24 protein-coding genes and 2 tRNA genes are annotated in these 26,051 nt (G+C 54.7%); 22 read left to right on the forward strand and 4 right to left on the reverse strand.

Annotated features, from left to right (window positions below):
* Position 1 precedes the first annotated feature (1 nt).
* Positions 2–2,593 carry a putative PEP-binding protein gene (locus tag VLM75_02840; protein HSV95854.1) on the forward strand — a complete coding sequence of 864 codons (2,592 nt, stop codon included), beginning with the start codon at positions 2–4 and terminating at the stop codon, positions 2,591–2,593.
* 79 nt (positions 2,594–2,672) lie between these two features.
* Here the strand turns inward: VLM75_02840 and VLM75_02845 are convergent, their stop codons facing one another.
* A complete protein-coding gene (locus VLM75_02845) occupies positions 2,673–3,599 on the reverse strand; it encodes a nitroreductase family protein (GenBank protein ID HSV95855.1) in 927 nt (308 codons plus the stop codon).
* Positions 3,600–3,794: 195 nt separating this feature from the next.
* Here VLM75_02845 and VLM75_02850 point away from each other — a divergent pair, with 195 nt between their 5' ends.
* Together VLM75_02850 and VLM75_02855 are read left to right on the forward strand one after the other, a co-directional pair.
* On the forward strand, positions 3,795–4,991 hold the full coding sequence (locus VLM75_02850) for an acetyl-CoA C-acetyltransferase (GenBank protein HSV95856.1): 1,197 nt from the start codon (positions 3,795–3,797) through the stop codon (positions 4,989–4,991).
* Positions 4,992–5,124: 133 nt separating this feature from the next.
* Positions 5,125–5,334, forward strand: coding sequence for a DUF1858 domain-containing protein (locus tag VLM75_02855; protein HSV95857.1), 210 nt, complete (start codon positions 5,125–5,127; stop codon positions 5,332–5,334).
* Between the two features lie 70 nt (positions 5,335–5,404).
* On the opposite strand, the gene VLM75_02860 is transcribed toward VLM75_02855, so the two are convergent.
* Positions 5,405–5,486: transfer RNA gene (locus VLM75_02860), tRNA-Tyr, on the reverse strand.
* A 4-nt stretch (positions 5,487–5,490) separates the two neighbouring features.
* Positions 5,491–5,563 (reverse strand) — tRNA-Thr (locus tag VLM75_02865).
* A 292-nt stretch (positions 5,564–5,855) separates the two neighbouring features.
* Here VLM75_02865 and VLM75_02870 point away from each other — a divergent pair.
* The 14 genes from VLM75_02870 to VLM75_02935 all read left to right on the forward strand — a co-directional run bounded on the left by VLM75_02870 (position 5,856) and on the right by VLM75_02935 (position 19,629).
* Positions 5,856–7,196 carry a TolC family protein gene (locus tag VLM75_02870; protein HSV95858.1) on the forward strand — a complete coding sequence of 447 codons (1,341 nt, stop codon included), beginning with the start codon at positions 5,856–5,858 and terminating at the stop codon, positions 7,194–7,196.
* Complete coding sequence (locus VLM75_02875; protein HSV95859.1) at positions 7,184–8,302, forward strand: efflux RND transporter periplasmic adaptor subunit; 1,119 nt, start codon at positions 7,184–7,186, stop codon at positions 8,300–8,302. The genes VLM75_02870 and VLM75_02875 overlap by 13 nt, the downstream gene beginning before the upstream one ends.
* Before the next feature lie 18 nt (positions 8,303–8,320).
* Entirely contained in the window at positions 8,321–9,046 is a 726-nt protein-coding gene (locus tag VLM75_02880; GenBank protein ID HSV95860.1) for an ABC transporter ATP-binding protein, read from the forward strand.
* The gene (locus VLM75_02885; protein HSV95861.1) at positions 9,043–10,221 is read left to right on the forward strand and encodes an ABC transporter permease; all 1,179 of its coding nucleotides are present in this window, start codon (positions 9,043–9,045) and stop codon (positions 10,219–10,221) included. The genes VLM75_02880 and VLM75_02885 overlap by 4 nt, the downstream gene beginning before the upstream one ends.
* Before the next feature lie 202 nt (positions 10,222–10,423).
* Positions 10,424–11,317, forward strand: coding sequence for a site-specific tyrosine recombinase XerD (xerD, locus tag VLM75_02890; protein HSV95862.1), 894 nt, complete (start codon positions 10,424–10,426; stop codon positions 11,315–11,317).
* Positions 11,318–11,327: 10 nt separating this feature from the next.
* The gene (locus VLM75_02895) at positions 11,328–12,551 is read left to right on the forward strand and encodes a SpoIID/LytB domain-containing protein (protein ID HSV95863.1); all 1,224 of its coding nucleotides are present in this window, start codon (positions 11,328–11,330) and stop codon (positions 12,549–12,551) included.
* Between the two features lie 60 nt (positions 12,552–12,611).
* On the forward strand, positions 12,612–13,649 hold the full coding sequence (queA, locus tag VLM75_02900) for a tRNA preQ1(34) S-adenosylmethionine ribosyltransferase-isomerase QueA (GenBank protein HSV95864.1): 1,038 nt from the start codon (positions 12,612–12,614) through the stop codon (positions 13,647–13,649).
* An 80-nt stretch (positions 13,650–13,729) separates the two neighbouring features.
* Positions 13,730–14,557, forward strand: coding sequence for a Nif3-like dinuclear metal center hexameric protein (locus tag VLM75_02905; protein ID HSV95865.1), 828 nt, complete (start codon positions 13,730–13,732; stop codon positions 14,555–14,557).
* On the forward strand, positions 14,554–15,255 hold the full coding sequence (locus VLM75_02910; GenBank protein HSV95866.1) for a C4-type zinc ribbon domain-containing protein: 702 nt from the start codon (positions 14,554–14,556) through the stop codon (positions 15,253–15,255). The genes VLM75_02905 and VLM75_02910 overlap by 4 nt, the downstream gene beginning before the upstream one ends.
* Before the next feature lie 94 nt (positions 15,256–15,349).
* On the forward strand, positions 15,350–16,039 hold the full coding sequence (locus VLM75_02915) for a ribonuclease HI family protein (protein ID HSV95867.1): 690 nt from the start codon (positions 15,350–15,352) through the stop codon (positions 16,037–16,039).
* A gap of 17 nt (positions 16,040–16,056) precedes the next feature.
* Positions 16,057–18,177 (forward strand): single-stranded-DNA-specific exonuclease RecJ, encoded by a 2,121-nt coding sequence (gene recJ / locus VLM75_02920; GenBank protein HSV95868.1) that lies wholly within the window; start codon positions 16,057–16,059, stop codon positions 18,175–18,177.
* 67 nt (positions 18,178–18,244) lie between these two features.
* Positions 18,245–18,544 (forward strand): STAS domain-containing protein, encoded by a 300-nt coding sequence (locus VLM75_02925; protein ID HSV95869.1) that lies wholly within the window; start codon positions 18,245–18,247, stop codon positions 18,542–18,544.
* Between the two features lie 27 nt (positions 18,545–18,571).
* The gene (ispF, locus tag VLM75_02930) at positions 18,572–19,048 is read left to right on the forward strand and encodes a 2-C-methyl-D-erythritol 2,4-cyclodiphosphate synthase (protein HSV95870.1); all 477 of its coding nucleotides are present in this window, start codon (positions 18,572–18,574) and stop codon (positions 19,046–19,048) included.
* 56 nt (positions 19,049–19,104) lie between these two features.
* Complete coding sequence (locus tag VLM75_02935) at positions 19,105–19,629, forward strand: hypothetical protein (protein ID HSV95871.1); 525 nt, start codon at positions 19,105–19,107, stop codon at positions 19,627–19,629.
* Positions 19,630–19,634: 5 nt separating this feature from the next.
* Here the strand turns inward: VLM75_02935 and VLM75_02940 are convergent, their stop codons facing one another.
* Positions 19,635–20,666, reverse strand: coding sequence for an IS630 family transposase (locus VLM75_02940; protein ID HSV95872.1), 1,032 nt, complete (start codon positions 20,664–20,666; stop codon positions 19,635–19,637).
* A 139-nt stretch (positions 20,667–20,805) separates the two neighbouring features.
* Between VLM75_02940 and VLM75_02945 the strand changes: the two genes are divergently transcribed.
* The 5 genes from VLM75_02945 to VLM75_02965 all read left to right on the forward strand — a co-directional run bounded on the left by VLM75_02945 (position 20,806) and on the right by VLM75_02965 (position 26,047).
* Complete coding sequence (locus tag VLM75_02945; GenBank protein ID HSV95873.1) at positions 20,806–21,069, forward strand: hypothetical protein; 264 nt, start codon at positions 20,806–20,808, stop codon at positions 21,067–21,069.
* Between the two features lie 185 nt (positions 21,070–21,254).
* Complete coding sequence (gene tyrS, locus VLM75_02950; GenBank protein ID HSV95874.1) at positions 21,255–22,469, forward strand: tyrosine--tRNA ligase; 1,215 nt, start codon at positions 21,255–21,257, stop codon at positions 22,467–22,469.
* A gap of 27 nt (positions 22,470–22,496) precedes the next feature.
* Positions 22,497–23,069: a sigma-70 family RNA polymerase sigma factor gene (locus tag VLM75_02955; protein ID HSV95875.1), complete on the forward strand. Its 573-nt coding sequence runs from the start codon at positions 22,497–22,499 to the stop codon at positions 23,067–23,069.
* A complete protein-coding gene (locus VLM75_02960; protein ID HSV95876.1) occupies positions 23,066–23,755 on the forward strand; it encodes a zf-HC2 domain-containing protein in 690 nt (229 codons plus the stop codon). The genes VLM75_02955 and VLM75_02960 overlap by 4 nt, the downstream gene beginning before the upstream one ends.
* 147 nt (positions 23,756–23,902) lie before the next feature.
* Complete coding sequence (locus VLM75_02965) at positions 23,903–26,047, forward strand: SpoIIE family protein phosphatase (protein HSV95877.1); 2,145 nt, start codon at positions 23,903–23,905, stop codon at positions 26,045–26,047.
* The last annotated feature ends 4 nt before the right edge of the window (positions 26,048–26,051 follow it).

The raw sequence follows: 26,051 nt of genomic DNA on the forward strand, positions 1-26,051 counted from the left end.
AATGGAAAACATAGTTTATTTCAGCAAGGACCTCAAAGAGCTTGATGAGAAAGTTAAAAAAAGACTCGGTATTCGGGGACGGCGCGCGGTTGAGCTTGCGATGATGGGCCTCCCGATAGCTCCCGGCTTTATTATAGATTCGGAGCTTACAAGGAAGCTGCCACAGGTAAATTTGAAGGAGTTTTTAAAGACTCATATAGACCACCTCGAAAAAGAAACCAAAAAGGGATTCGGCGATGCGAAAAGGCCGCTCCTTCTCAAGGTGGTTTTAAGCTCGGATTTCAATGTGCCGTATTTCCCCTCGATACACAACATAGGGCTCAACGACAAGACGGTGACCGGCTTCGGACAGTTTACCGGATTGGATTTCGCATACGGTGAATACAGGTTTTTACTGAGGAGCGTGGGGACAAAAATATACAGCCTGGAGGCCGCGGACTTCGACAAGATGGACGCGAAGGGCGCGAAGCAGAAGGCCGAAGACATAAAGAAGGCCGTGGATAATTTTAAGAAGTACCTTGGTGACAAATACAGCGAAGACGTGTACGACCAGCTCGGTCTTATACTGAAAGGGGCGGCTTCCAGGTATTGCGACTCCGAGATCGATGTGGACGATTCACTCTCCATCATGGTGCAGGCGATGGTCTACGGCAACTTCGGCAACAATTCCTATTCGGGGAATTACTATACGAGGAATATCATTACGGGTGACCCGCTTATCCAGGGTAGCTTTCTCCAGAACGCCTTCGACATCGACAAGAGCAAGTCGAAGGATATTGCAAAGATCGATAAAAAGTATTTCGACAAGTTCTCAGACATAGCCAAGAAAGTGGAGGAGAAGTTCAAGGAGATCCGGGAGATCAAGTTCACCATCGAGGAAGGCGATTTCTGGCTGGTTGAGCAAAGGGACGTTGACGAAAAATCGACCCAGGCGCACATCAAAACGCTGCTCGATCTATGCAAGCGGAAAAGCGTGACCGAAGAATACGTGGTCGGCAATATCAAGCCGGCCCAGCTTAACGAGCTTCTGCACCCCGTTATCGATCCAAGGACGATCGGCGGCGTCAAGACCATCAAGGGCGGGATTTCCGGATCGCCCGGGGCGGCGATCGGCCGGGTGTTCTTCTCGACGCCGAAGCTGCTTGAGGAATATAAAAAAGCGATCATGCACGGGGGCGACACCAACCTGATTCTGGTGATGCCCTCAAGTTACGCGGAGGATGTCAAGGCGATCGAGGTCGCGAAGGGCGTTATGACCACGGAGGGCGGGTTCTCTTCACACGCCCCGGTGGTCGCTCGCAGTTTGGGAAAGGTCGCCATGGTTCAGCCGGACATGAGGATTCGCGGCACTACTTTCACACTGGCCGGCAAGACGGTAAAGGAAGGGGACTACGTTTCGATCAACGTTCCCTATTACGAACCGCCGACGATATATCTGGGGAAGGTCGGCCTCATCGAACCGAACGTAAAGGAAAACGGGCTCATCGACTTTCTTAAAATCGTGGAAAAGTTTATTGATGATTTCGATGTTCGCGCCAACGCCGATCAGGGGCGCGACGCCAAGCTCGCCCGCGAGTTCAACGCCGTTGGTATCGGCCTGTGCAGGACCGAGCACATGTTCTTTAACGAGAAGCGCATCATGAGGTTCCGGGAGATGATCCTCGCCGAGTCCGAGGATGAGCGCAGGAAAACCCTGGATGCGTTGAAGCCCATGCAGCGCTCGGACTTCTACGACCTCTTCAAGACGATGGTCGGGTTCCCGGTAACCATTCGCCTGCTCGACGCGCCTTTACATGAATTCCTGCCGCGTACGGACGCGAGTATGAAGGAGTTTATACGGCACATGCAGGGCCGGGGAAAGGCCCCCAAGCCCGCCGAAATAATGGCGCGCTGCGAGGAGCTCTCGGAGATGAACCCGATGCTCGGGCATCGCGGGTGCCGGGTCGCGATCACTTATCCGGAAATCTACGAAATGCAGTGCCGCGCGATCTTCGAGGCGGCCTGCATGCTGAGAAAAGAGGGCATAAAAATCAAACCCGAAATCATGATTCCGATTGTCATGACCGAGCACGAGCTGAAGTTCATCAAAAACGGCAAGAAAATCGAAGGAAAGGTCGTCAAGGGTATACGGGACATAAAGGACGAAGTGGTCATGGAGTATGGCGTCGAGGACCTCGACTACAGCGTTGGGACCATGATAGAGCTTCCCGCGGCGGCCCTCGGCGCGGGCGCTATCGCGCAGCATGCGGAGTTCTTCAGCTTCGGCACGAACGACCTTACCCAGACAACGTACGGACTCTCTCGCGACGACATCAACTCGTTCTTCCCGAGCTACTCGCTCTACGACCTCATCCGCAACAATCCTTTCCAGGTGCTGGGCGAGCAGGTAAAGGAGCTCATCGAAGTCGCCGCGCTCCGCGGGCGGCTCACCCGCCCGGACATCAAGATGGGACTGTGCGGCGAGCACGGAGCGGACCCGGAGAATATCGAGTTCTGCATCAATGTGGGACTGAACTACGTTTCGTGTAATCCGTATTCAATCCCGCTCGCAAAGCTCGCGGTTGCACAGTACAACCTGCGGGAAGAAGAATAGCCAAAACGGCGAAGTTTCGGTGAAACCGAGGAGAGGGACGGGAGTCTCTCTCCTTTTTTCTTGTCGAGTTACGCATCGGTCAGAGGTACTGTACCGAGGCAAAGGAGCGGCGTATTCCCCGGGAGTAACGGAAAGCGGGATATCCGAGTATCATCGCCAGCGACACGCTGTTTTTGTCCGGTATTCCCCACTTTCTCTTCAGACGTTTTTCGCGGTTGATTGCGAACGACACGGTGCCGATCATGCAGCTTCCCAGCCCAATCGCTTCCGCGGCGGTCATCGCATACGTGCATGCGATGCTTCCGTCCACGGGGTCGGCATAGGGCGATTGATGGAACAGCAATACGCACGGGGCGTGGTAGAAGAGGTAGTCCGTAGTATCAGACCGCGCCTCTGTTATGGCGCGTAAGGCCGGGATGACAAATCCTTCCATCATTTCAGCGTCGGTCTTTTTCATGAAGGGAACCGCGAGGGTCTTTATTACCGGGTTGTCGAAAATGAGCCACTTTTTAAATATACCGCAAATGTCCCCGGCGAGTTCCCAGACGCGTTCCGTCGACATCACCGCGACAACCCCGACGTCCGATGGCGGCAGGCCCATGGGCGCGGTCGAAGCGACCGAAATAATTTTTTCGATCGATGCTTTTTCGACGGGGCGATCGCTGAACTCGCGCACGCTTCTGCGCGAGGCCAGCAGATTATACAGGGCGCCAAGGGAGGCGCGTTCATTCTTTTTCGGCAGGGGAAATGAGTATTCAGGGTCGACGCCGCGTCCGGTGACCGAAATGGCGCTGCGCGGGCAGACGAGCATGCACTGCGCACAGCCTATACAGCCCAGGCCGTTGTCGGGAAATATTTCGGGCCTTCCGTCCACGTCGAGAATGGTGAACGACTTGCATACCCTTGCGCACAGGCCGCATGAAGTGCAACGGCAGTAGTCTATCGAGGGACGGGCCGGTTCGTCACCGAAGCCCGTTTTGATCGTTTTCCCCGGCCTGTCTTTCATGATATATCTCCGGCGTTTTTGTAATCGGTTAAGGTTAAAAATATAAAGCATATAATTCAACCTATTAATGGCGTGTTTCCAGGTGCTGATGGAGACAGTGTCATGCAACATGTAATGGCGAATGTAATAATAATTAAAATTGTCTTGATAATATTTGGCCACTTATTACCTTTTCCAAAAAAAGGAGATGGGTCTATGGACAACAAGGATATCGTCATTATTTCAGGTTGCAGAACGCCGATCGGCAGTTTCGGGCAGAGCCTGCGCGACGTACGCGCGTACGAGCTTGCTTCGCTTGTAATGAAGGAAGCGATGGCCAGGGCGAAAGTAGAGGGGGCACAGCTCAGCGACGTAATCTTCGGGGATTGCATTCAGACCTCGGAGGAGGCGAACACGGCCAGGACCGCGGCGCTGAAGACCGGTATTCCGGTCGGGGTACCGGCGGTCACCATTCAGCGCCAGTGCGCTTCGGGTATGCAGTCCGTAATTTTCGCGAGCCAGCAGCTCCAGTGCGGAGATTCCGAGATCGTGCTTGCCGGCGGCGTGGAGTCCATGTCGAACGCGCCGTACATACTCAAAAAGGCCCGCTGGGGCGCACGCCTGACACACGGTGAAATGACCGACGCGATGTGGGAACTGCTCCACTCGGGCAGCGGCCTGCTTGGCGAGGCCTATATCATGGGCCAGACGGCCGAGAACCTCGCGAAGAAGTACAATATTTCGCGTGACGAGCAGGACCAGCTTGCCTTTGAAAGCCACTCGAAAGCACTTGCCGCGATCGATTCTGGAAAATTCAAGGATGAAATTGTACCGGTTCCCATTCCCGGACGCAAGGGGGAGGTGAAGATGTTCGATACCGACGAGCACCCACGCCGCGATGTAAGCCGTGAAAGTCTGGCCAAACTGAAGCCGGCCTTTGATAAAAATGGGACCGTTACCGCGGGGAATTCATCCGGATTGAATGACGGGGCCGCGGCGCTTGTGATCACCAGCGCGAAGAAGGCGCAGGAGCTCGGAGCTAAACCGGTGGTGAGGATCGTCGCCAATGCTCTGGTGGGTGTCGAACCGCACCTGATGGGATACGGCCCGGTCCCCGCCGTCGAGAAGCTCTTAAAGAAGACCGGTATGAAACTCGATGACATCGGTCTGATCGAGGCGAATGAGGCGTTTGCCGCCCAGTACCTCGCCTGCGAAAAGGGCCTGGGGCTCGATCGTACGAAGGTCAATGTAAACGGATCCGGCGTCGGCCTTGGACATCCGGTAGGCTGTACCGGGGCGCGGCTTGTCGTCACGCTTATGAATGAGATGAAGCGCCGGAATGTTCGGTTTGGTATCGCGACCCTCTGCGTAGGCGGTGGCATGGGCGCGGCGGTCTTAATTGAAAATATTTGATTGATCGTCCATCGTGACGCACGGTCGCGGTTGGAGGCGCACGGCCGTGCGTCTCTAACCGCTGAAAAAAAATGGACAACATGGCCGCTTCGTTGGTATATTGCCTACTAACCTTACCATCAGGAGAGATGAAATGGCGGATTCGATTACGAAAGATATGACGTTCGGGGAGCTTATTAAAAAGCATCCCAAGGCCGGGCCAATCCTTGCGGGGTATGGACTTCATTGCATAGGGTGCCACATCGCGACCATAGAAACACTCGAGCAGGGGGCCAGGGCCCATGGGCTGAACGACTCGGATATCAGCAGAATGCTGTCGGACCTGAACGCCGTGGCGGGATGAGATTAGGGCCATCGCGATAAAACGAGGCGAGGTTAAATGACCCCGCCTCGTTTTATTGGTTGTTTCTCGATGGTGAGGGAAGGATTCGAACCTTCGAAGGCTTCGCCGGCAGATTTACAGTCTGCTCCCTTTGGCCGCTCGGGAACCTCACCTGTGAGCTGGCGAGAGGAATCGAACCCCCAACAAGCTGATTACAAATCAGCTGCTCTACCGATTGAGCTACGCCAGCAAGCTCAACATGCTACCCTTCTATTTGATGAAAATCGAGTGTCAATACTTTTTTTCAAACCACTACTGGAAAAACCCCCGACAGAGAGATACCGCACCGCTGAAACGGGGCATGCGATAATATATTATTGACAGTGGTGCGCGTCAGATGCTTTAATGCCTTCTGATTATCCGGTTATATATCGTTTGATATTTTTTATAAAGCTGAGAAAACCTTTCTCCGTGGGAATTCAGATAACCGTTGAAATTAAGTTTACGCCCCCGCGGCGAGCGGTCCCGATGCAGAGGCCTGAATGAATGCGAGATTGCTTCCGTTTGCCGGTGCTGTACTGTTTCTTTGCGCCGGTTTGTCACATGCTGAAACGAGGAAACTGACGAGGGAAGATTGTGTTACGATCGCCCTTGAGAACCATCCGGCGGTGATGGTCCTTGCCCAGGAGCAAAAAAAGGCGGTGGCGAACTACCGCCTGTCGAAAGCTCCCAACAGAATTCAGGTGAACGGAGAGGTTAAAACCGCCGAGTATCTTAAACCCGAATCTTCATCGTCGGGATTTAATGTCCCCGGCAGGGACACCACCATCGGTATCTTTGCAGGAACGTCGGCGATCTACAACCTGATCGACCCCAATATTTCCAAGAAACAGGAGGCCGCCAAACTCGCCATCGACATGTCCAAGATGCACGAGATCAAGGAGCGGTCGACCATTGTCTTTAATGCGAAAGCCGCCTATTACGCATTCAATATGGCGATCGAGAACGTGCGGCTCCGCGAGAAGCTGCGGGACAAATACAGGGTCAAGCAGGAGACGACCGTTATTCTTTTCAGAAACGGGCTGCGGCCCATCCTCGACGTCACCAAGGCCGATGTGGATCTTGCATCCGCCACCCTCGAGTACGAAAAGGCAAGGAACCAGGAAAACCTCGCCAAGACCGAACTGCTGGCGGCGCTGGGGGTGATGGACGAGGAGATCGACGTCGAGACGCTCAAAATCGACGTGCTTCCCTCGGTACGCTTCTCCTTCGCCGAGCTGTACAGCCTGGCGGAAAATAATCATCCGGAGCTGCGTATAGCTAAGCTCAACAGGGAGATCCAGCGCATCAACATAGAGGTGGAGCGTTCGGCCGGAAGCCTGCGGGTTGATCTGATGACGTCACTTGGCTTCGAGAACAAGAACCTCGAGGGTCTTGGTAAAATTCAGGATAATGCTAAAACTTCGAACTGGGAGCCGACATTTCACGCCGGTATACAGGCCCGCATTCCGATCTATACCGGGGGGGCGATAACGGCCAGGGTTAATGCCGCGGAAGCTGAATACAGCAAATCGATATACGGCGAGAAGCAGATTCTCCTTGGGGTAAAGGCCCTTCTGCGCAATTACGTGCAGGGCATGGAAGAAATAAAAAAACAGATTGAACTCTCCCGTCTGATGAAAATCAACGCCGAAAAGCACCTCGCGCTTGCACAGAGGAGCTATGATGCCGGTGTCGGGTCGCAGATGGCTCTTCAGGACGCCCAGACGGCGGTTCTCGACGCCGAGTTGTTTTCGGCGAGAGCGCGCTACGAATATCTTACCATCCTTGCCCGCTTGTCGAAGACCGTTGGTATCGAGGAGGAATACCTATGCAGAAAGTGAATTTTCGCAGCTTCATCCCCAGAAAAAAAGCGGCGATTGCCGGCGGTGCAGCGCTTTCGGTTCTCCTTATCTATCTGATTATTCGTGGTTGTGCAGGGCCTTCGGACGTCGTCTACCGTTTTGCAAAAGTGACCAAAGGGGATGTGATAAAAACGGTTTCGGTAACAGGCACCCTCGATGTGCTGAACTCCTATCGGGTGATGAGCAAGATAAACGGCGTGGTGAACCGGGTGCTGGTGAATTTTAACCAGGTCGTCGGAAAGGGACAATTGCTCGCGACCGTCGATTCCACCGAGATCGACCAGGAGATGTCCCGGGTGCTGGCGCAGCTGGAACGCGCGAGACTGGACCTGTCGGGCGCGAAAGCCGATATCGATACGAAAAAGGACCTTTACAAGGAAAACCTTATTTCGAGAAAGGACCTGGAGCAGGCCGAGCTCAATTATAAGAAGATCGCCGCGCAATACCGCCAGTTTCATGTGGAATATGAAATTGCCCTGCGCAATAAAAGCTATGCCCGTATTGTTTCACCCGCTTCGGGAGTCGTCATATCCATGGACATTAAGCCTATGGACGTGGTTTCCGTCAACAAGCCGCTGTTTGTGATCGTCGAGGATTTACGGAAAATGTACCTGACCATAAATGTCGACGAGTCCGATATCGGGAAGATCGCGAAGGGCCAGAGTGTGACCTTCACCGTGAGCGCGTTTCCCGGCAGCGTCTTTGCGGGTAAGATCGACCAGGTGCGTCTTAACCCGACCACGCAGCAGGGTATCGTTGTGTACCAGGCCATAGTGATCTGCGATAATTCCGAGATGAAGCTGAAACCGGGAATGACAGCGACGGCCACGGTCGTTGTCGGTAAAAAGGAAAACGTGTTGCGGGTGCACAATGAGGCGTTCATCGTCTCGCCGGTCGAGACGAGGGGCGATTTTGATCGGCAGTTCGTCTGGAAGAAGAGGGGCCGCGTGGTCGATGAGCTTCCAGTAAAGAAGATAGGCGTCAAGACGGGGCTTGTAGGGGACATGTTTACCGAAATAGCCTCCGATAAGATAAAGGTCGATGATGAAGTCCTTGTGCGCATTGAAAAAAAGTTCAAGCTGTGATAATGTCTCAGGGGAACCATGGACAGGGTCATCGAGGTCAGGGACCTCGTAAAAACATATTTCATCAGCGATGATGTCAGCGTCCCGGCGATCAAGGGCATCTCGCTCTCGGTGGATAAGGGGGAATTCCTTGCGATTATGGGAGCCTCCGGCTCGGGGAAATCGACCTTCATGAATATCCTCGGCTTTCTCGACTCGCTTACCTCGGGGAGTTATCTCCTCGACGGCGTGGAGCAGGCCTCCCTGGGCGAAGACAGAAAAGCGGAAATACGAAACACCAAGATCGGATTTGTTTTTCAGGGGTTCAACCTGCTTTCGCGCACGTCTGCCCTGGAAAACGTGGAGCTTCCCATGATATACCGAGGCGGGGCGCGGCCCTCGGAGGTGCGCGAAAAGGCGCGGGGGCTTCTTGCCATGGTGGGTCTTTCCGGTCGCGAAGACCATCACCCCAACAGACTTTCCGGAGGCGAGCAGCAGCGTGTGGCGATCGCCCGTTCACTCATCAACGATCCGGCGATCATCCTCGCCGACGAGCCCACCGGGAACCTGGACTCCCGTAACACCGCCGATATTATGGGTATATTCACCCGGCTAAACAGGGAACTCGGCATCACGATTATACTGGTAACCCACGAACCGGAGGTCGCCGACCACACAAGGCGCAAGATTGTTTTCCGCGACGGCCTTATTATTCAGGATACCGCGATTAAAAAAAACGTCCGGCGGGGCGGGAAATCAACATGAATATGAGCAACCTTCTGCTTACCGCACTGCGCTCGCTCGGTAAGAACAAGATGCGTTCCGCGCTGACGAGCCTGGGTATCATCATAGGTGTGGCATCGGTCATCATGATGGTGGGGATAGGAAACAGCGCCCGGGTGGCCGTGCGGGACAAAGTATACACCTACGGTGCCAACGCGATGTCGATAAGCTCCGAAAGGCCCTTCACCGAGCGGGACCTCGAACGCCTGCGGCGCACGACCTCCTATATAAAGTACATTACACCCATGTCCGGGCGGAAAGCGATCAACGTGAAATATGAGAACCGCTTCCTTGAAAGCCGGGTCCGGGGCGTCAACAACGATTTTTTTCGCATCCAGGAATGGCCGGTCACCTATGGCAGGTATTTCACCGAACTGGAGATACTCTCGTACGAGAAGGTGGCCATACTGGGGGACAGTGCCAGGCTCGCGCTCTTCGGGAATACCAACCCGGTCGGCAGAATCATTCTTGTAAACAATGTCCCCTTCCATGTGATCGGTTCACTTTCAGAGCTCGGACAGGCGTTCTCGGGACGCGATCAGGACAATGTCGTCATTTTACCGTTCACGACGACGGGGCTTAAGATAGAGGGACGCAGGGATTTCAACGAGATCTTCGCATCCACCTATTCCGAGGACCTGGTGGAAAAAACCGCCGGTGAAATTCGCCGCTCCCTCAGGATAGAGAGATCGGTACTGCCGGGACAGCCTGAAGATTTCACCGTCAAAACCAGCCGCGAAAAACTCGAGATGGCGGAGTATATTGCGAAGACGCTGGCCATTCTCCTCGCCGGCATCGCGTCGATTTCGCTGATCGTCGGCGGTATAGGGATCATGAACATCATGCTGGTGTCGGTGAGCGAACGGACGCGCGAAATCGGCATACGCATGGCGATCGGCGCCAGGAAGCAGGACATACTCCTGCAGTTCCTGATTGAGGCCGTGACATTAAGCACGGGCGGCGGTATCGCCGGAATCACACTTGGCATCATCATATACTTCATCATCACCATCGCCGTCGGATGGTCGTTCCTTTTTTCTCTTTTTTCCATCGCGATTTCCTTTCTCTTTTCGGGTGCCGTGGGTATATTTTTCGGTTATTACCCGGCCCGAAAAGCTTCAAGCCTCAAGCCGATAGACGCCCTTCGCTACGAATAGCCCTCTGTCTTGCACTCCCGCTTCCCGATAAATTATTTTTTTCCCTGTTAAGACATAATCCGCCCCGGTCCGATATATAAAGCATGAATTTGCAGTCCGGCGGTTTGGGCGTCTTCGTGGAGACATAGAACCGGGGAACAGTAAGGCCCCCGGTGCGGGTGTCGCGAGCTAATGCCGAATCGGCAAGACAAGGAGAAAAGCGTTGAAAGAGATCCAGGCAATAAAGAAATTCAAGAGGTTTCTGCAGACCGAGAGGGGGCTGTCGCCGAACTCGATCTATTCGTACACCTACGACCTGAAAAAATTCAGTGCTTTTTTATCGCGGACCGACAAGGATATGTTCAGCGCCACCCACGAGGATGTTCAGCAATTTCTGAAATTCGAGAAAAACAAGAAGCACAATTCCTCCAGGACCCTCGCCCGTTCCCTGGCGGCGATCAGGCAGTTCTACAATTTCATTTCCCTGAACGTTGAGCGTATCGAAAATCCGGCCAGCCGTATCGGTACGCCCCAGGTGGAAAAAACACTCCCGGATTTCCTGACGATCCGTGAAATCGAGACGCTCTTTCGCTCGGTTTCAGAAAGCGATCCGTTTGAGCTCCGCGACAAGGCGATATTCGAGCTTTTGTATTCATGCGGCCTCCGGATTACCGAGGCGGTGGAGCTTTGCGTGAATGACCTGGATTTTGAAAACAGGTTCATTACGATAACGGGCAAGGGCGGCAAGGAGCGCATGGTGCCGATAAGCGAAGAGGCCGTGCGGCTTATCAGAAAATATCTGAAGCATTCCAGGGGCGAGATACTCGGGGATCGCCTGAGCGATTTCGTCTTTATCAGCAAAAAGGGTTCCAGGCTCAACAGGAAATCGGTATGGAGGCTCTTGAAGGGGTACGTTGACCGCACCCAGATTAAGAAAAATATAACCCCGCATACGCTGCGCCATTCCTTCGCCACGCACATGCTTGAAAACGGCGCCGATTTACGGTCCGTACAGGAGCTTCTGGGCCATATGGATATATCGACCACCCAGGTGTACACTCATCTCGCCAGGAAAGAGATGCAAAAGATCCACCGACGATTCCATCCGAAGGGATAAACGTTCGCTTATGTCGGGAAGAGATATAGGCCGTCCCCGATCGAACGGCCGCGCGGTCATGTCCGCGGCGGCCTGCGTTCTTTTCCTCGCTTTTCTTGCAGGATGCGCGCCCTCCCGCGAATTTCTATTGAAAAAAAGCACTGAAATCGGCGCGCACAAGAGTTACGTTCGCGTGCTGCTGCTCAATACAGCAAAGCGTGTCGCGGTGGCCTCGCCCGCTCGCATGAAGATAAGCGGCCTGTCGGACAGGAGGACGCACTATGACGGGAAGGGGCGGTCCGTTTTTTTCTACCCGGAAAAGGTTAAAGAGCCGGTCGTGGTGGAATCATGGGATTCGCCGCTTTCGGTTAACGGAGCGCCGTTCCGGGGCGCGATAGAGCTGCATTCGAGGATGGGGAGGCTCCTGGTCATTAACGTGTTGACTATGGATGAGTATCTCTCGGGCGTTGTGCCCTGTGAAATATCGAGCGGCTGGAACGTCGAGGCATTGAGGGCCCAGGCGGTTGCGGCCCGCAGTTACGCGTATTACCATATCATGAACGGCACCGATACCCTTTTCGATCTCAACGCGACAAACCGCTCTCAGGTTTACGGCGGCGCCGGAATGGAAACAGAGCGAACAAACAAAGCGGTGCGGGACACGAGCGGTCAGGTGGCCTCCCTTGACAACAAGCCGATCCTCGCCTTTTTCCATTCTACATGCGGTGGAAGTACCATCGACGGCGACAAGGTCTGGAAGGGGGCTGGCAGGGAGTACCTGCGTAAAGTGCGATGCGAATATTGCGCTCAGTCCCCCCACTTTGTCTGGGAGGAGATGCTCACGCTTTATGAAATTCGTCTTCACCTTGCTAAAAAATATGTCGGTGTGGGGCAGGTGACGGGTATCGCGTTCAGGAAAGAGGGCGGGCGGGTAAGCCACGTCACCGTGGACCACAAGAATGGCGTTGTTCGGCTTTCCGGTAACGATTTCAGGCTGCTCTTCCCTGAAAAAAAAATCAAAAGCCTGTTATTCGAGGCGGTAAAAACGAAGAACGGGCTGCTTTTAAAGGGGCATGGATGGGGGCACGGCGTCGGTCTCTGCCAGTGGGGAGCGAACGGAATGGCCGAACGCAAGGCGGCCTACGCCGATATTCTTCGGCATTATTATCGCGGAACCAGGCTCATGATTATGGCGGAAAAGACGCGACCAGGCTCCGGTAATAATCTTGCCCAGAACAAACAGCGTCGCTACTGATCCGATTCCCCGTAAAATTATGGTTGTTAAAAAACCGCGACACTGTGTCATGATGGCACGATGACGATCGAGCGACCATACAGGCTTTCCGATTTCGATTTCAATCTCCCCGACGAGCTCATTGCGCAGGAACCCGTAAGTGAGCGTGACGCGTCGAGGTTGTTCGTCATGCGGCGTGGCGGCGGCCTTGAACACCGCATGTTCCGGGACATCGTTGAATACCTGCACGAGGGGGATGTGCTGGTATTCAACGACGCCCGGGTGATACCGGCGCGCGTTTATTTCCTCAGGCAGAGCGGCGCCCGCGTGGAATTCATCCTTACTGGAAGACTGGATGAGCTTCGATGGACGGCTATCTGTGATAGAACCTCGAGGATAAAAATCGGCGAAACCCTCCGCGCACAGGGCGACGAAGCCGTGACGATCCGCGTGCTTTCCCGGGGTGAAGACCATTTTACGATTGAAAGCGGCGTGGCGCTGGATGACGATGTGCTGAACACAATCGGCGTGGTGCCGCTGCCGCCCTATATCAGGCGGGATCATTCCGCGCTCGATGCCGAGCGCTACCAGACGGTATACGCGCGGGCGAGCGGCGCGGTGGCGGCGCCGACGGCGGGGCTCCACTTCTCCACGGAGCTTCTTTCGGATATCGCCGCGCGGGGCATCGAGTTCGCATACCTTACTCTCTTTGTCTCGTGGGGGACCTTCCAACCCGTGAGGCATGAAGACATCGCGCTTCACCGGATACACAGCGAGCGCTTCATCCTTCCCGAAGCCTCCGCCGCCGTCATTAACAGGGCCCGCTCCCAACGGCGTCGAATCATCGCCGCCGGCACAACTTCGCTCCGCGTCCTTGAAAGCACCTTCCATGATGGCGCCAACCGGGCCGCCGAGGGCGTGACGGACCTTTTTATTTACCCGCCGATGGTGCCGCGATCGGTCGACGCACTGCTCACGAATTTCCACACTCCGCGCTCCACGCTGCTCATGCTGGTTGCCGCCTTCGCCGGATACGATTCAATAATTGAGGCGTACAGAGAGGCCGTATCAAACAGATATCGCTTCTTTTCGTACGGAGATGCGATGCTGATTCTGTGACGGGTGAATAAAGACGGCGGTCGCCATTCCCAGTTCGGGGACGAGCGGCGGGTCAGGATGAAGTTCCAAGGAGGGTATTGATGAAGGTCCGTGATGCATGCTCTTTTCTCGACGGACGTTTCCCGCTCGCTCTGCAGGAAAAATACGACAACGCGGGAGGGCAGGTGCTGTTCCCCGATGAAGAGTTACGGGGGGTGCTTGTCTCGCTCGATTGCGATCGCACGGTGATTGATGAGGCTCGGGCGCTGGGGTGCAACCTGATCGTCACCCATCATCCGATATTTTTCCGTCCGCTTCGAAACCTCACCGGCGGTGAGCCGCGCGCGGAGATGGTTTTCGGACTGATTGAGGGTCGCACGAGCCTGTATTCAGCGCACACCAATCTGGACAAGATATACTTCGATCGGCTGGGGGCGGCGATCGGGCTTGCTGAAATGAGCCTTCTGGTGCAAACGGACGCACCACGACCCGGCGGAGTACAGGAATACGGTTTCGGAGCCCGTGGAGAGTTTAATCCTCCCCTCACGCTCGAAGAGCTTCTGCACCGCGTATGCGAACGGCTCGCGCTCCCGTTTCTGGTATACGCGGGAAACGGTGCGGGACCGGTCCGGCGATGTGCGGTGAGCGGTGGCGCCGCCGGCGGGTCGATCGATCGTATTCTGCGGGAATGTGAAGTCGACTGCATACTTACGGGTGATGTAGGCTATCATGACGTAAAAATCGCGCTCGATCGCGGCGTCGCGGTCATCGACGCGGGTCATTACGGCACGGAAAGGATTTTGCTGGATTTTTTATGTGCGGATATCCAAGACTACTTGACAAAAACGCCGACTGCCGGGCAAATAAGGGCCTGCGTTTCCCGCGTGGAGACCAATCCTTTCAGCGTATTTCTGCCGGACCGGAAATGAACAACGATATAGCCAGGATGATCGAACTGCAGCGTTACTGGGACACGGTGCTGCGCTGCCGCGAAGAAATCGAGAAAAGCGATAACTCCATCACGTTCTGGAAGAAGCGGCTTGAGGAAAACCATGACCGTGTTCTTGCCCTGCAGGAAACGATAAAGCTTGCGAAGAGCTTCCTCGGGCGGAAGGAGGTCGACCTCGCCTCCGTGGAAGAAAAGATCGCGAAGCTTCAAACTCGCAGGGACGCGGTGAAGAACGAGCGCGAGGCCGCGGCCGTTGAGAGCGAACTCGCCATGGCATCGGCGGAGCGCGGCGGACTCGAAGAGGAGATACTGCTTCTCATGGACGATCTCGAGGAGAAAAGCTCTTCGCTTGCGGAGGCGGGAAAAGAGGCCGCGGGCGCTTTGGAACAATCCGGCGCGGATATCGCGATGCTCGAAGAACGGATCGAACGCTTCCGGAAACAGATGGATGAAAACCGTGCAAAATTTGACGAAGGTCTCCCCGGACTCTCCGCCTCCGTGCGGCCGAAGTTTCAGAAGCTCACCGGCTCCGGGAACGGAAAGGCCATCGTGCGCATCGATGGGGAAACCTGTGAGGGGTGCCGCGTACAGGTGCCGGTCCACCTTGCGGGCGACGTTTCGAAGGCGGACCGGGTGGTGTCGTGCAGCAATTGCGGAAGGTTTATCCATAGCGGATAGTCTTTGGTCCCGGTAATTGTTGCAAGCGGTTTCATGGCGCCTCGAAAGCGCCTGCCGGCGAAGGGACCGCCGGGCTAAAAATTAAGAGGGGAATATGCTTCTGAGTATTGACAGGGTTTTACAGCTTCTGGCCGAAGGCAAGAGCGTGCAAAAGATCGCGGAACTTTCCGATGTCGATGTCGCGGAGGTCTGCGCGGTGATAGAAGAAGCGAGGGCCATTCTCGAAACAAGCGACAAGGCGCGTTCGCGCAAGAAAATAATAATCCGGCGCAGGAACCCGACCGATGATCCATCTCCGGCGCCCAGGGAAGAGGCCGGGGCCGATATTACCCCTGACGGGGAGATTTTTGACGGGGCGGAGCTGTCTGCCGTGCCGCTTGACTCATCCCTGGTTATGTATACCGACGGCGCGTCACGGGGAAACCCGGGCCCGGCCGGCATCGGAATCGTAATTTACGATGGCGACAATCGGCAGGTCGGCAAGGTCTCACTGCCCATCGGGGTGCAGACGAATAACTATGCCGAATACACGGCGCTTATCCACGCCCTTCGGATCGGACGTTATTTCAGAGCCCGTACGCTGAAGATTCGCACCGATTCCGAGCTCGTTGTAAAACAGATAAAAGGCGAATACAAGGTGAACCACGAGAATATAAAGGGCCTTTACGAGGAAGCGATGAAGCTTAAAAAGGCCTTCAGCAGCTGCAAAATAGAGCACGTTACGCGCAACTTCAACGATAAGGCCGATCACCTGGCCAGAAAAGCCTCGGAACAGAACAGATAGGCGGTGATCGGGTTTTTATGGGAGCTCCCCGCGAGGAACAGGATATCATCACGGAGTTGTGCTTCAGGCTCGGCCTGGATCCGGTGATCGCCCAGCTGCTCGTTCGTCGCGGACTCTCGGACGCGATGGAAACTGATGCGTATATCAATCCCAGTCTGGCCATGCTGCACAGCCCCTTCCTGATGGAAGGAATGGCGGATGCCGTCGTCCGCCTGGATAAGGCCGTTATGGGCGGCGAGCGGATCGGCATCTTCGCCGATTCCGACCTCGACGGGCTTTCGGCACTGGCGGTGATGGAAAGGCTCCTCGATACGATCGGCGCGCGGGCGGACCGTGTGATACGCTACCCCGTTGAAAACGAAGATTACGGCCTGAACATGCGTTCGGTCGAGGATTTTAACACCGAAAAGGTATCGCTCCTCGTTACGCTCGATTCGGGTATCCGCGATGTCGCCGAGGTTTGCCGGGCGCGCGGACTCGGCATGGATGTACTGATATGTGACCATCACGAGCCCGGCGATGTGCTGCCGGATGCGATTATAATCAATCCCAAAATAAAGACCTGCCACTATCCCTTCCGGGAGCTTGCGGGAGTGGGTGTGGCCTTCAAGCTGTGCTGTGCGATGCTGTATGCGCGTGAGGCGGATTACAACCGGCGATTTCTGATCATATCCGAAGAGGATGGCGCGGTATACGTTTCCAAAATACGCAATATGGTGATCGAGTCGTCCGGGAGGTTTCAAAAGCCGCTGGATGCCGGCTCAATCGGGCTTGCCGACTGCGATATAGTTCTGCATCATGGCCTTGACGGCGATTTCGTTGAATATCTGCGCGCTGCGGGGTGCGCTGCGGCCGAGCACTTCCTCAGTTTCATCGAACCGGAGGGCGAGACCGATCGGGCGCTTACCATAGATGACTGGTGCGACGCTTATTCGATAAGGTCCGACCTGTATGCGAGCAGCGCCGGGCTGCTCAACCGGCTTTTCCTAGAGCGATGTTACGGAAACGCGACCGCGCTGGCGGGATTCGCGAAATCGTCGCTCGATCTTGTGGCCCTGGGCAGTATCGCCGACATCATGCCGCTGACGGACGAAAACAGGATACTGGTGCGCCACGGGCTCGATGCGCTTGGCAACACGAAACATGCGGGACTGCGCCTGCTGCTCGAAAAAAACGGCTGGGGATTGACGGCGCGCGACGTGGCGTGGAAGATAGCCCCCTTTCTCAACACGCCGGGTCGGTATGGTAAAAGCCGCCTGCTATCCCGCTTTTTTCTTGAGCGTGAAGAAAGCAAGTTGAAGAAAGTCATTGACGAAATGACCGATATGAACGAGAGGCGCAAGGACGAGCTTGCCGTCCTGTATGCGCGGCTTTACGAAGAGTGTCGTACGGGCGGCATGCACCGCGCCGGGGACGGAATGTATTTCGTATGCGATTCCGAGGTTCCCGACGGCCTGTGCGGCCTGCTGGCCAACCGGCTCGCCGACGCGTTCAAGCGGCCGGTGATCGTGGTCGCGCTTGCCGAAGGGCGCGACGTGGTGAAGGGGTCGGGAAGGGCGAGCGGGAGTTTCGATTTTTTTTCGCGCGTCGCTCCTTTGTCGTCGCTTTTCGAAAAAATAGGAGGGCATCCCCAGGCGTTCGGCTTCTCGATCCGGACTGACAGGCTTGACGACGCCCGCAGCGCCATAGCCTCCGGACTGGAGTGCGCACCGCTGCACGGAACAGAGCGGGACCTTCCCGTATTCGCTGATGTCCGGCCGGACAGGATTGCGGATATAAATACTGATTTTGTGGATTCCCTCCGTATTTTCGAACCGGTCGGCCACCGGAACGAGGAGCCGCTTTTTCTGTCGCGCGGATTTCGTGTCGCCGCTTTCAGGGCCATCGGTGCGGGGCGAACGCACGGAAAGTTCATATTAGAGGGCCCCGGAAGGATTGAGGCGGTCGGCTGGGGAATGGCCGGCGAAATGGCGGAAGCGGCGAAAAAAGGTGCGGTGGATCTATTATATACCCTTTCCATAAATGAGTATCGCGGGGAACGGAAACCGCAGATGCTCATAAAAAGCATTTCGGATGGTAAAAGCGAGTCCGACGAGGCAAAACGGGATATTCGCGGCCCGGATAATAATTGTATTTGACTTCCGTGAATACTCCGGATACGGTGAAATGATTGCGATCGCGAGAAAATATCCTCGAGGAAGTGCTATGAACATCGAAGTAAAAGAAAATGACGCCCAGGTGAGCGTTATTGTAAACGGCGACATTGAGATGATGACCATCAAGGATTTCAAGGAAAAGCTCCTCGGTCTCGGCCAGGTGACCGAGAAGGACATCGAGCTTGACCTTGCAAATGTTGAATATATCGATTCCTCGGGCGTCGGTGTGCTGATAAGCCTGCTCAAGCTCCAGAAGAAAAAGGGAAGGGCGCTCAAAATACGAAAGGCCAGCACCAAGGTGCTGAACGTGCTCAAGCTGAGCTCGCTTTCGGACGTTTTTGAACTGTAATCGCCGGGAGCCGGGTAATCAGTGGATGTGCGCGTGGGAATCGGCTTTGACGTTCATGCTTTCGCGGAGAACAGGAGGCTCGTTCTCGGGGGTGTGGGCTTCGATTACCCGCTTGGCCTTCTCGGCCACTCCGACGCGGACGTACTGCTTCATGCCGTTATCGACGCGCTCCTGGGCGCGGCCTCGCTGGGAGACATAGGTGGGCTTTTCCCCGATTCCGATCCATCCCTGCAGGGCGCCGGCAGTCTCGATCTTCTGAAACAGGTGTTCGAACTCCTCACCGGGCGCGGCGTAAAAATCATCAATATCGATTCGGTCGTGATCTGCGAAAAGCCGAAAATCTCGCCGCATGTCGACGCCATGAAGACGGCGATCTCGCGCGCGCTCGGGGGACTATCGCCCGAGCGGATAGGTATCAAGGGGAAATCAACCGAGGGGCTCGGTTTCACCGGACGTCGCGAAGGAATAGCCGCCCAGGCCGTGGCGCTGGTCAGGCTGGACTGATAAATCTTAAACCGGTTTTATGCTCGGGCTGCCGGTCCCATGATACGGAGTGAATCATGAAAAAAACAGCGATCGCTTTTCTGATTGTCCTGTGGGGACCGGTTCTCGCCGCTGATGAGATTCATCTTAACGACGGCCAGGTGATACACGGTAAAATTCTCAAAGTGACCGAGCGGACGATCGAATACGATCCTGAGGGCGACGAGCCCTTCGACGTTTTCCCCCGCGGGCAGATTCTGAAAATCGTGTACGACGGCGGAAAAACTGTAAACCTGAACGAGGGAGCCGAACCGATCGAGAAGCCGCTTGTGTCCCGCGGGACCGGTGAGGCGGCCGTATCCGAAAAAAAAGGGGTTCACCGGCATGATGGCTTTTTCTTGCGTGCCCAGCTTGGATTTGGAAGCGGCGGCACGGTGATAGAGGATTTTCAGGGCGATGATTTTGAAACCAGTGGTGCGTCGACAACTTTCAATTTCCAGCTCGGCTACGCCATCTTTGATAATTTTATCATTTTTCTCGAGAACGGGGCGAGCGTTATGCCGGAATCGAAAGTTACTAAGGGCGTCGTAATTCAGTTGTGATTTTTTCATGCCGCATACCGTACGCTTTTCGCGTTAAAAAACTTTTTTACCCGGTCAGGTTTTCTTTTACACCGATTTAGGTGATTGCGAACATTACCCATCATTTTCTTCTGTGTACCAGGGCGCTTCCTGCCAACTGCATTTGCCTTAACATCATGATTCAAAAATTCATCTGGATTCAAATCTGGAGAATATCCTGGCAAGAAAAATACACGAATCAACTTTTTATTATCTTCAACCCATTTCATAACAACTTTGCTGCGATGAACTGGATGTGAATCTATTATTAAAAAGATTTTCGTTTTCTTGTTCCCGGCAACCAATCCCCTTAGAAATCTGATGAACATCCGACTCGTGAATTTCTTTTTGAAAATCATGAATGCAATATCGCCCCTGTTGGTAATCGCTGAAATCATATTGCATCCAAATCGTTTCCCTGTCCCGTTGATTACTGGAGTTTGCCCCTTTACGGCATACGATCGCCCAGCTTGGTAATCAGATCGTAATCCCATCTCATCACCCCAATAAATACGGGCTTTTTCACGTTTTGCAGCTTTCGCTATAGACGGATATATCTCAGTAAGCCATTTTTTAACTTCTTCACTGTTTTGCTCATAGGCTACTCGTTTTGGCTTTTGTGGTGTAAAACCCCATTGTTTAAGATAACGTTGAATCTGTCGTATACCGTAGTAAACATTATACTTTCGATGAATTAGATCACGTACTGCTTCAGCGGTCCAAAGATAAAATGGCAGTTTTAATTGGTCGGGATCTTTATCTCGTATCATCTTACATATTATTGCCACTTCTTTGTTATTAAGTTTTCCTCCTGGGCGACGGCCTCTTTTGCGTTTCTTGAGACCAGTTATTCCTTTGTTCTTGTAAGCGAAAAACCACTTTCTCAATGCTTCAGTGCTGACGCCGAGCAACTCGGCTATTTCTTTCCGCTTTTCGCCTCTTATAATCATCTTTACGGCTTTTTTCCGTAACAATTCCTGGGCATCTTGCGAAAATGTTCTTGCATCTTCATTTTTCATCAGGACATATTATTACAGTCTCATAATAACGCAACTATTATATGACGAGATTAGTAAATGGGCCAAAGCGGTTGACGAGGCGGAAAAGAAGAACGATGTTGCCGTCTCGACTTTTGGAATCGGTATTAGCTGGTACTGGATGCCGTACAATATCTACATCTCTCCGGTGCTTTCCCTCAGTGCGACGGAATACGATGGCGCTGCGCTCGAAGGTGACTCCGAGGCAGGCGGCGGTCTCACTCTCTCCATCGGCAAGGAGTGGTGGGTTTCCGACAACTGGGGGTTGGGTGCGGCGCTGTTTGTATTCGGCGGAAGCGATACGGTCAAAGTGAAGGGTGACAGCACTGCCTACGATGTAAAAAGCTCCGTAATTGGCATCATGCTCACCGCCACGTATAACTGATCCTTGCCGCGTGGGGCCCGGCCGCGGCCCCGCGCGTATTTAATCAAATCCTTCGTAAAAACCGGCATATCGAACAAATATCGTTGACATCCCAGTCGCGTATAGTGTTTTCATTCTATTCCCGCAACCGGCGGCAGGGGCGCCACGGGCGAACGCCGCACATCACCGCTTTACGGATGAACTGTATGATTAATAACGACGTTGAGCTTCTCATGCGCGGCACGGAGGAAATAATCCCGGAGGATGAGTTCCGCAGGAAATTGGAACGTTCGGAGAGGGAGCAGAAGCCCCTTATCGTGAAGACCGGCTTCGATCCCACGGCGCCCGATATCCACCTGGGGCACACGGTACTCCTTCGAAAGATGCGGCATTTCCAGCGGATGGGGCACACCGTGGTGTTTCTGATCGGCGATTTTACCGGCATGATCGGCGACCCGTCGGGAAAATCCGAGACGCGAAAACGCCTGACCCGCGAAGAAGTGCTCGCCAACGCCGAGACCTACAAGCGGCAGGTGTTTAAAATACTCGATCCCGCCGTTACCGTGGTCGATTTCAACTCGCGCTGGTGCCAGCCCATGGGCTTTGCCGACGTGCTGGATCTGACCTCGCGCTACAACGTCGCGCGCATGCTCGAGCGCGACGATTTCGCCAACCGCTACAAAGAGGGCAAGCCGATATCCATCCTCGAATTCATGTATCCGCTGGTGCAGGGATACGACTCGGTGGCGCTCAAGGCCGACATCGAGCTCGGCGGAACCGACCAGAAATTCAACCTTCTTGTCGGCCGCGATCTTCAGCGGGAATACGGCCAGGAACCGCAGGTGATCATGACGCTTCCCCTGCTGGTGGGCCTTGACGGCGCCCAGAAGATGTCCAAGTCGCTCGGCAATTACATCGGGATCAACGAATCGCCGCGGGAGATTTTCGGCAAGGCGATGTCCATCTCCGATGAGATCATGTTTCTCTATTACCGCCTTGTTACGGACGTCCCCTATGCCGACATCGACTCCATGGAGAAGGGGATGCGGGACGGTTCGGCCCATCCCCGCGATATAAAGGTGCGCCTGGCCAGGGAGATCTGCGCCCAGTTCCACGACGCCGGGACCGCGGAGAAGGCCGAGGCGGAGTTCAACAAGATATTCGTCCGCAAGGACCTTCCGGACGAAATCCCGGAATTCGCCGTTCCCGCGGAGGAAGCGGCAACGGGCTCGATCTGGATGGCGAAGCTCCTGGTGCTCGCCGGCCTTGCGGCGAGCAACGGCGAGGCCCGCCGCCTCATCAAGGGCGGCGGCGTGTATGTGGATAACCAAAAGGTCGAGAGCGAGGATTTCGAACTGCCGCTTCCCTGTGAGGCCATAGTCAAGGTCGGAAAGCGCCGGTTTATAAGGATACGGGGTTGATTTTTTTGTAACCCACCGGATACCGGCATGTCGGATAAAAGTGACCTTGAAGTAATAGACAGAGTGCTTGCGGGGGATATCGAGGCGTTTTCCGCGATCATCGAGAAATACCAGGACCGTATCTTTCGGTATGCGTACTCCCGGGTCTATAACTACGATGAAGCGCTCGATATCGCGCAAGAAGTCTTCCTGATGGCGATGGAGGCGCTGCGTTCGTTCCGGCGGGAGGCGAAGTTCTCCACATGGCTGTTCAGCATAATGGTGAACTACTGCAAGAACTACCGGAAAAAAAGGGACCGGTTCCCGCTGGTGGCCTTAAGCAGGTCCGAGGGGGGGGAAGAGTTCGAGATTCCCATCCCTGACGAGCGCCAGACTCCCGAGGACGACGTCATCACCGGGGACACGCTTCGCATAGTGAAAGAGGAGCTCTATGCGCTTCCCGACGATTACAAGGAGATACTCGTGCTCAGGGATATCGAGGGGCTTGCCTACGGCGATATAGCGAGGATACTGGGGATACATCTTTCAAACGTCAAGGTGCGAATCCACAGGGGAAGAGAACTCTTGAAAAAACGTCTCGCTGAGAGGGGACTCTTATGATGAAGGAACACATCACTTTTGGAATGCTGTCGGACCTGCACGACGAGATGATGAGCGCCGCCCGGAAAGAATCGGTCATGGACCATTTGAGCGGCTGTCCCGCGTGCGGCCGCGAATTCGAGCTGCTTGGCCGCATGGTCAGGATGGTCTCATGCCTTCGCGTGATCGGCATACGCTCCGGGAATGATTTTGCCCGCGCAACCATGTCCCGGGTTCTCCTCTGCGAAAGGAAACGGAAAAAGCACCTCTATTACAAGCGGGTGATTCCTTCAGCGGTGGCGGCGATGGTGATTTTTATGGTGGGCATCGACCAGTTTCAAAACGGTCCGTCAGGCGAGAGGCGGGGCGGCGCGAGGATCGCGACGAACGCCGGGAGCGGAGAGGTTTCGCGGGAGATCGGCAGCGCGTACGATATGCGAAGGACCATGTCGATTCTCAGAAAAAACCGTGCGCGGGTGACCATGGTAACCGACGGTTATATCGAAGCGGAGGCCCCTTCGCGCTCCGTCGATGATATTCAGCGCGAGTGTGACGGCTCCTACTCCACGGGCATGCACGGTTTCGCCACGGCGGTCGGCTATACTGAAGGCGGCATGCAGGACAGCCTGATCTTATCCTCGGGCTTTATGCACCAGAGGCCCGCGGACCAGTCCAGAACCGTTCGATTCAGGGTTCTGTTCAGATAAGGAGGCCGCGCATTCCGGTCGATTCCTCTTATTTAATTGCAATTTCCCGCGCGATCCATTAGAAATGTCCTTGTATCGCTTTACCGGTCCGCTCGCGCGGCTGTCCGCGGGGCCGGTTCCGGGCAAATCTGTCGAGCGGGGAAGGCTATGGTTACCATAAGTATTATTTTGTCGCTCGTGGCGTCCATCCTGCTGCCCTTCATGGCCCTGTTCGTGATGTACAAGGACTGGCGTGACCAGGTACACCGCTACTATGCGGTGTTGACACTTTCGGGTTTCGGAATCCTTTTCACCATGTTCATCACCTACGCGTTTCCGGACTCGCCCTTCCTTACCGAGATAAACAGAATCACCCAGGCGGCGACGGCCTTCACTTTCACCGCGCTCTTCGGCGTTTCGCTTGTTTTCCCGAAGGGGGACAAACGCTTCCCCTTCAAATACATCGTCTTGATATTCATTCCAACCGTCATCATCAGCGTGATCGCCAATTTCACCGACTGGAACATCAGCGCGGCATACTTTAAAGAAGGAAAGCTCGTCAGGGAGTTTAATTTCTTCTATACTTTTTATGCGCTGGCCGTTTTTATATATCTGCTCCTCGGAACCTCAAACTTTATAATTAAATACTTCAGGACGACCATTCGGATATTCAAGCTGCAGATGCGCTTTGTTTTCGTCGGAACGTCGATCGGGATAATGGCTGCCTCCGTCTGTTCGATCATCCTGCCGCGGTTTTTCAATTATCCGGACCTGTACGTGCTGGGGCCGGCGCTCGCCTCGTTCGTCGCATTCGGGTCGCTCTTCTATTCAATAATATCGTATAACGTTATGGACATCACCACCGCGGTACACAAGACGGTCACCTATACCGTAATTTCCATGGCGATCTTTATCCCTATATTCCTGATCCTCGGGGCCTGGGATTCGAACATCTGGTCGATCGGAGAGGCGCCGCTTTTTTTGATCGCGGGAGTGGTGGTTGCCGTCTTCCTTCTCTTTTCGGTCTACGTGCAGCCGGCGATCGACCACGCTTTCAAGCGGCGACAGTACGAGTTCGAATCGATAATCGATAGCTTCATCCGGGATGTCGGCGGCATGAAGGATTTTACGACCATAATCCAGCGTTCGGTGGATATCCTGCACGATTCGCTCTTTTTAAAAAGCACGTATTTCATTCTATTTAACAACGATTCGAAGCGGTATGAACTCGCCTATCAGAAAGGATTGGCGGTTGAGATGCCCCCGCTCGAGAGGGGCTCCCCGGTGGTCCGCTGGTTTATACGGAACCAGGAGGTGCTTCCCATAGACAGGATTTACACCGATGAAAAGAGCTTCGCCGAGATACGCGACGATTTTCTGCAGTTTTTCTCGGCAAGCGGCGTACGAATCGTCATTCCAATTTACCACGAGCGCAGGGTGCTGGGGCTACTCTGCCTGGGCGATAAGGACTCGCTGGCCTCGTACAAGCCCGACGAGATCGAAAAGCTCGATTACTTCCGCTCGGAAAGCAACACGCACATCTCCAATGCCCTGATATATGAGGAATCGAAACGCCAGCAGCTCATCAGCCGGACGATGGACCTCTCCTCGGACATACTCGCGAAGGCCGTCCCGTTGAATCTTCCCAATCTGATCGGCATCAAGTTCGGCGCGTTCGTTATCCCGCGCTACGGAGAGGGCATCGACTATTTCGATTTCATGCGGCCCGGCAGTCACGGTGTCGGCGTGGTCGCCACCGATATCGCGGGCGTGGGAATCAACAGCGCGCTCTATTCCGTGGTGCTGCGCTCGGCGTTCCAGTCGTGTATCGAGGAAGCCCCGTCGGCGTATTCGGTGATACAGAAGATGAACAACGCGGTCTACGAGTACGGCTCGGGGGAGAGCGGCCTGATTACGGCCTATTATATGTATTACGACCTGCGCTCGATGCGGCTCATTTATTCCAATGCGGGCTTTCCGCCGCTTGATCTCTACCGCATCGATAAAAACGATTTCGACGCGCTCGATACCGAGGGGATTCCGCTTGGTTACGATCCCAAAGCAAGCTACGGGATGGGGCGTACCAACCTGTTGCGCGGCGATATCGGTTTTATTTATTCCAGGGCCCTGGTGACATCGAAGAACCAGAAGGGGGAGCCCTTCGGAATCGGCAACCTCCGGACCATAATAAAGGAACACCGGTCGGAGCGGCCGGAGGAGATAACCTCTAGGATAAAGGACAGCTTCGTATCATTCCTGGGCCTGGCTTCTCCGGAATCGGACATCGTGGCCATTCTCTTCAAGATAGTATGAGTCC

Source organism: Spirochaetota bacterium (assembly GCA_035477215.1).
GTDB lineage: Bacteria > Spirochaetota > UBA4802 > UBA4802 > UBA5368 > MVZN01.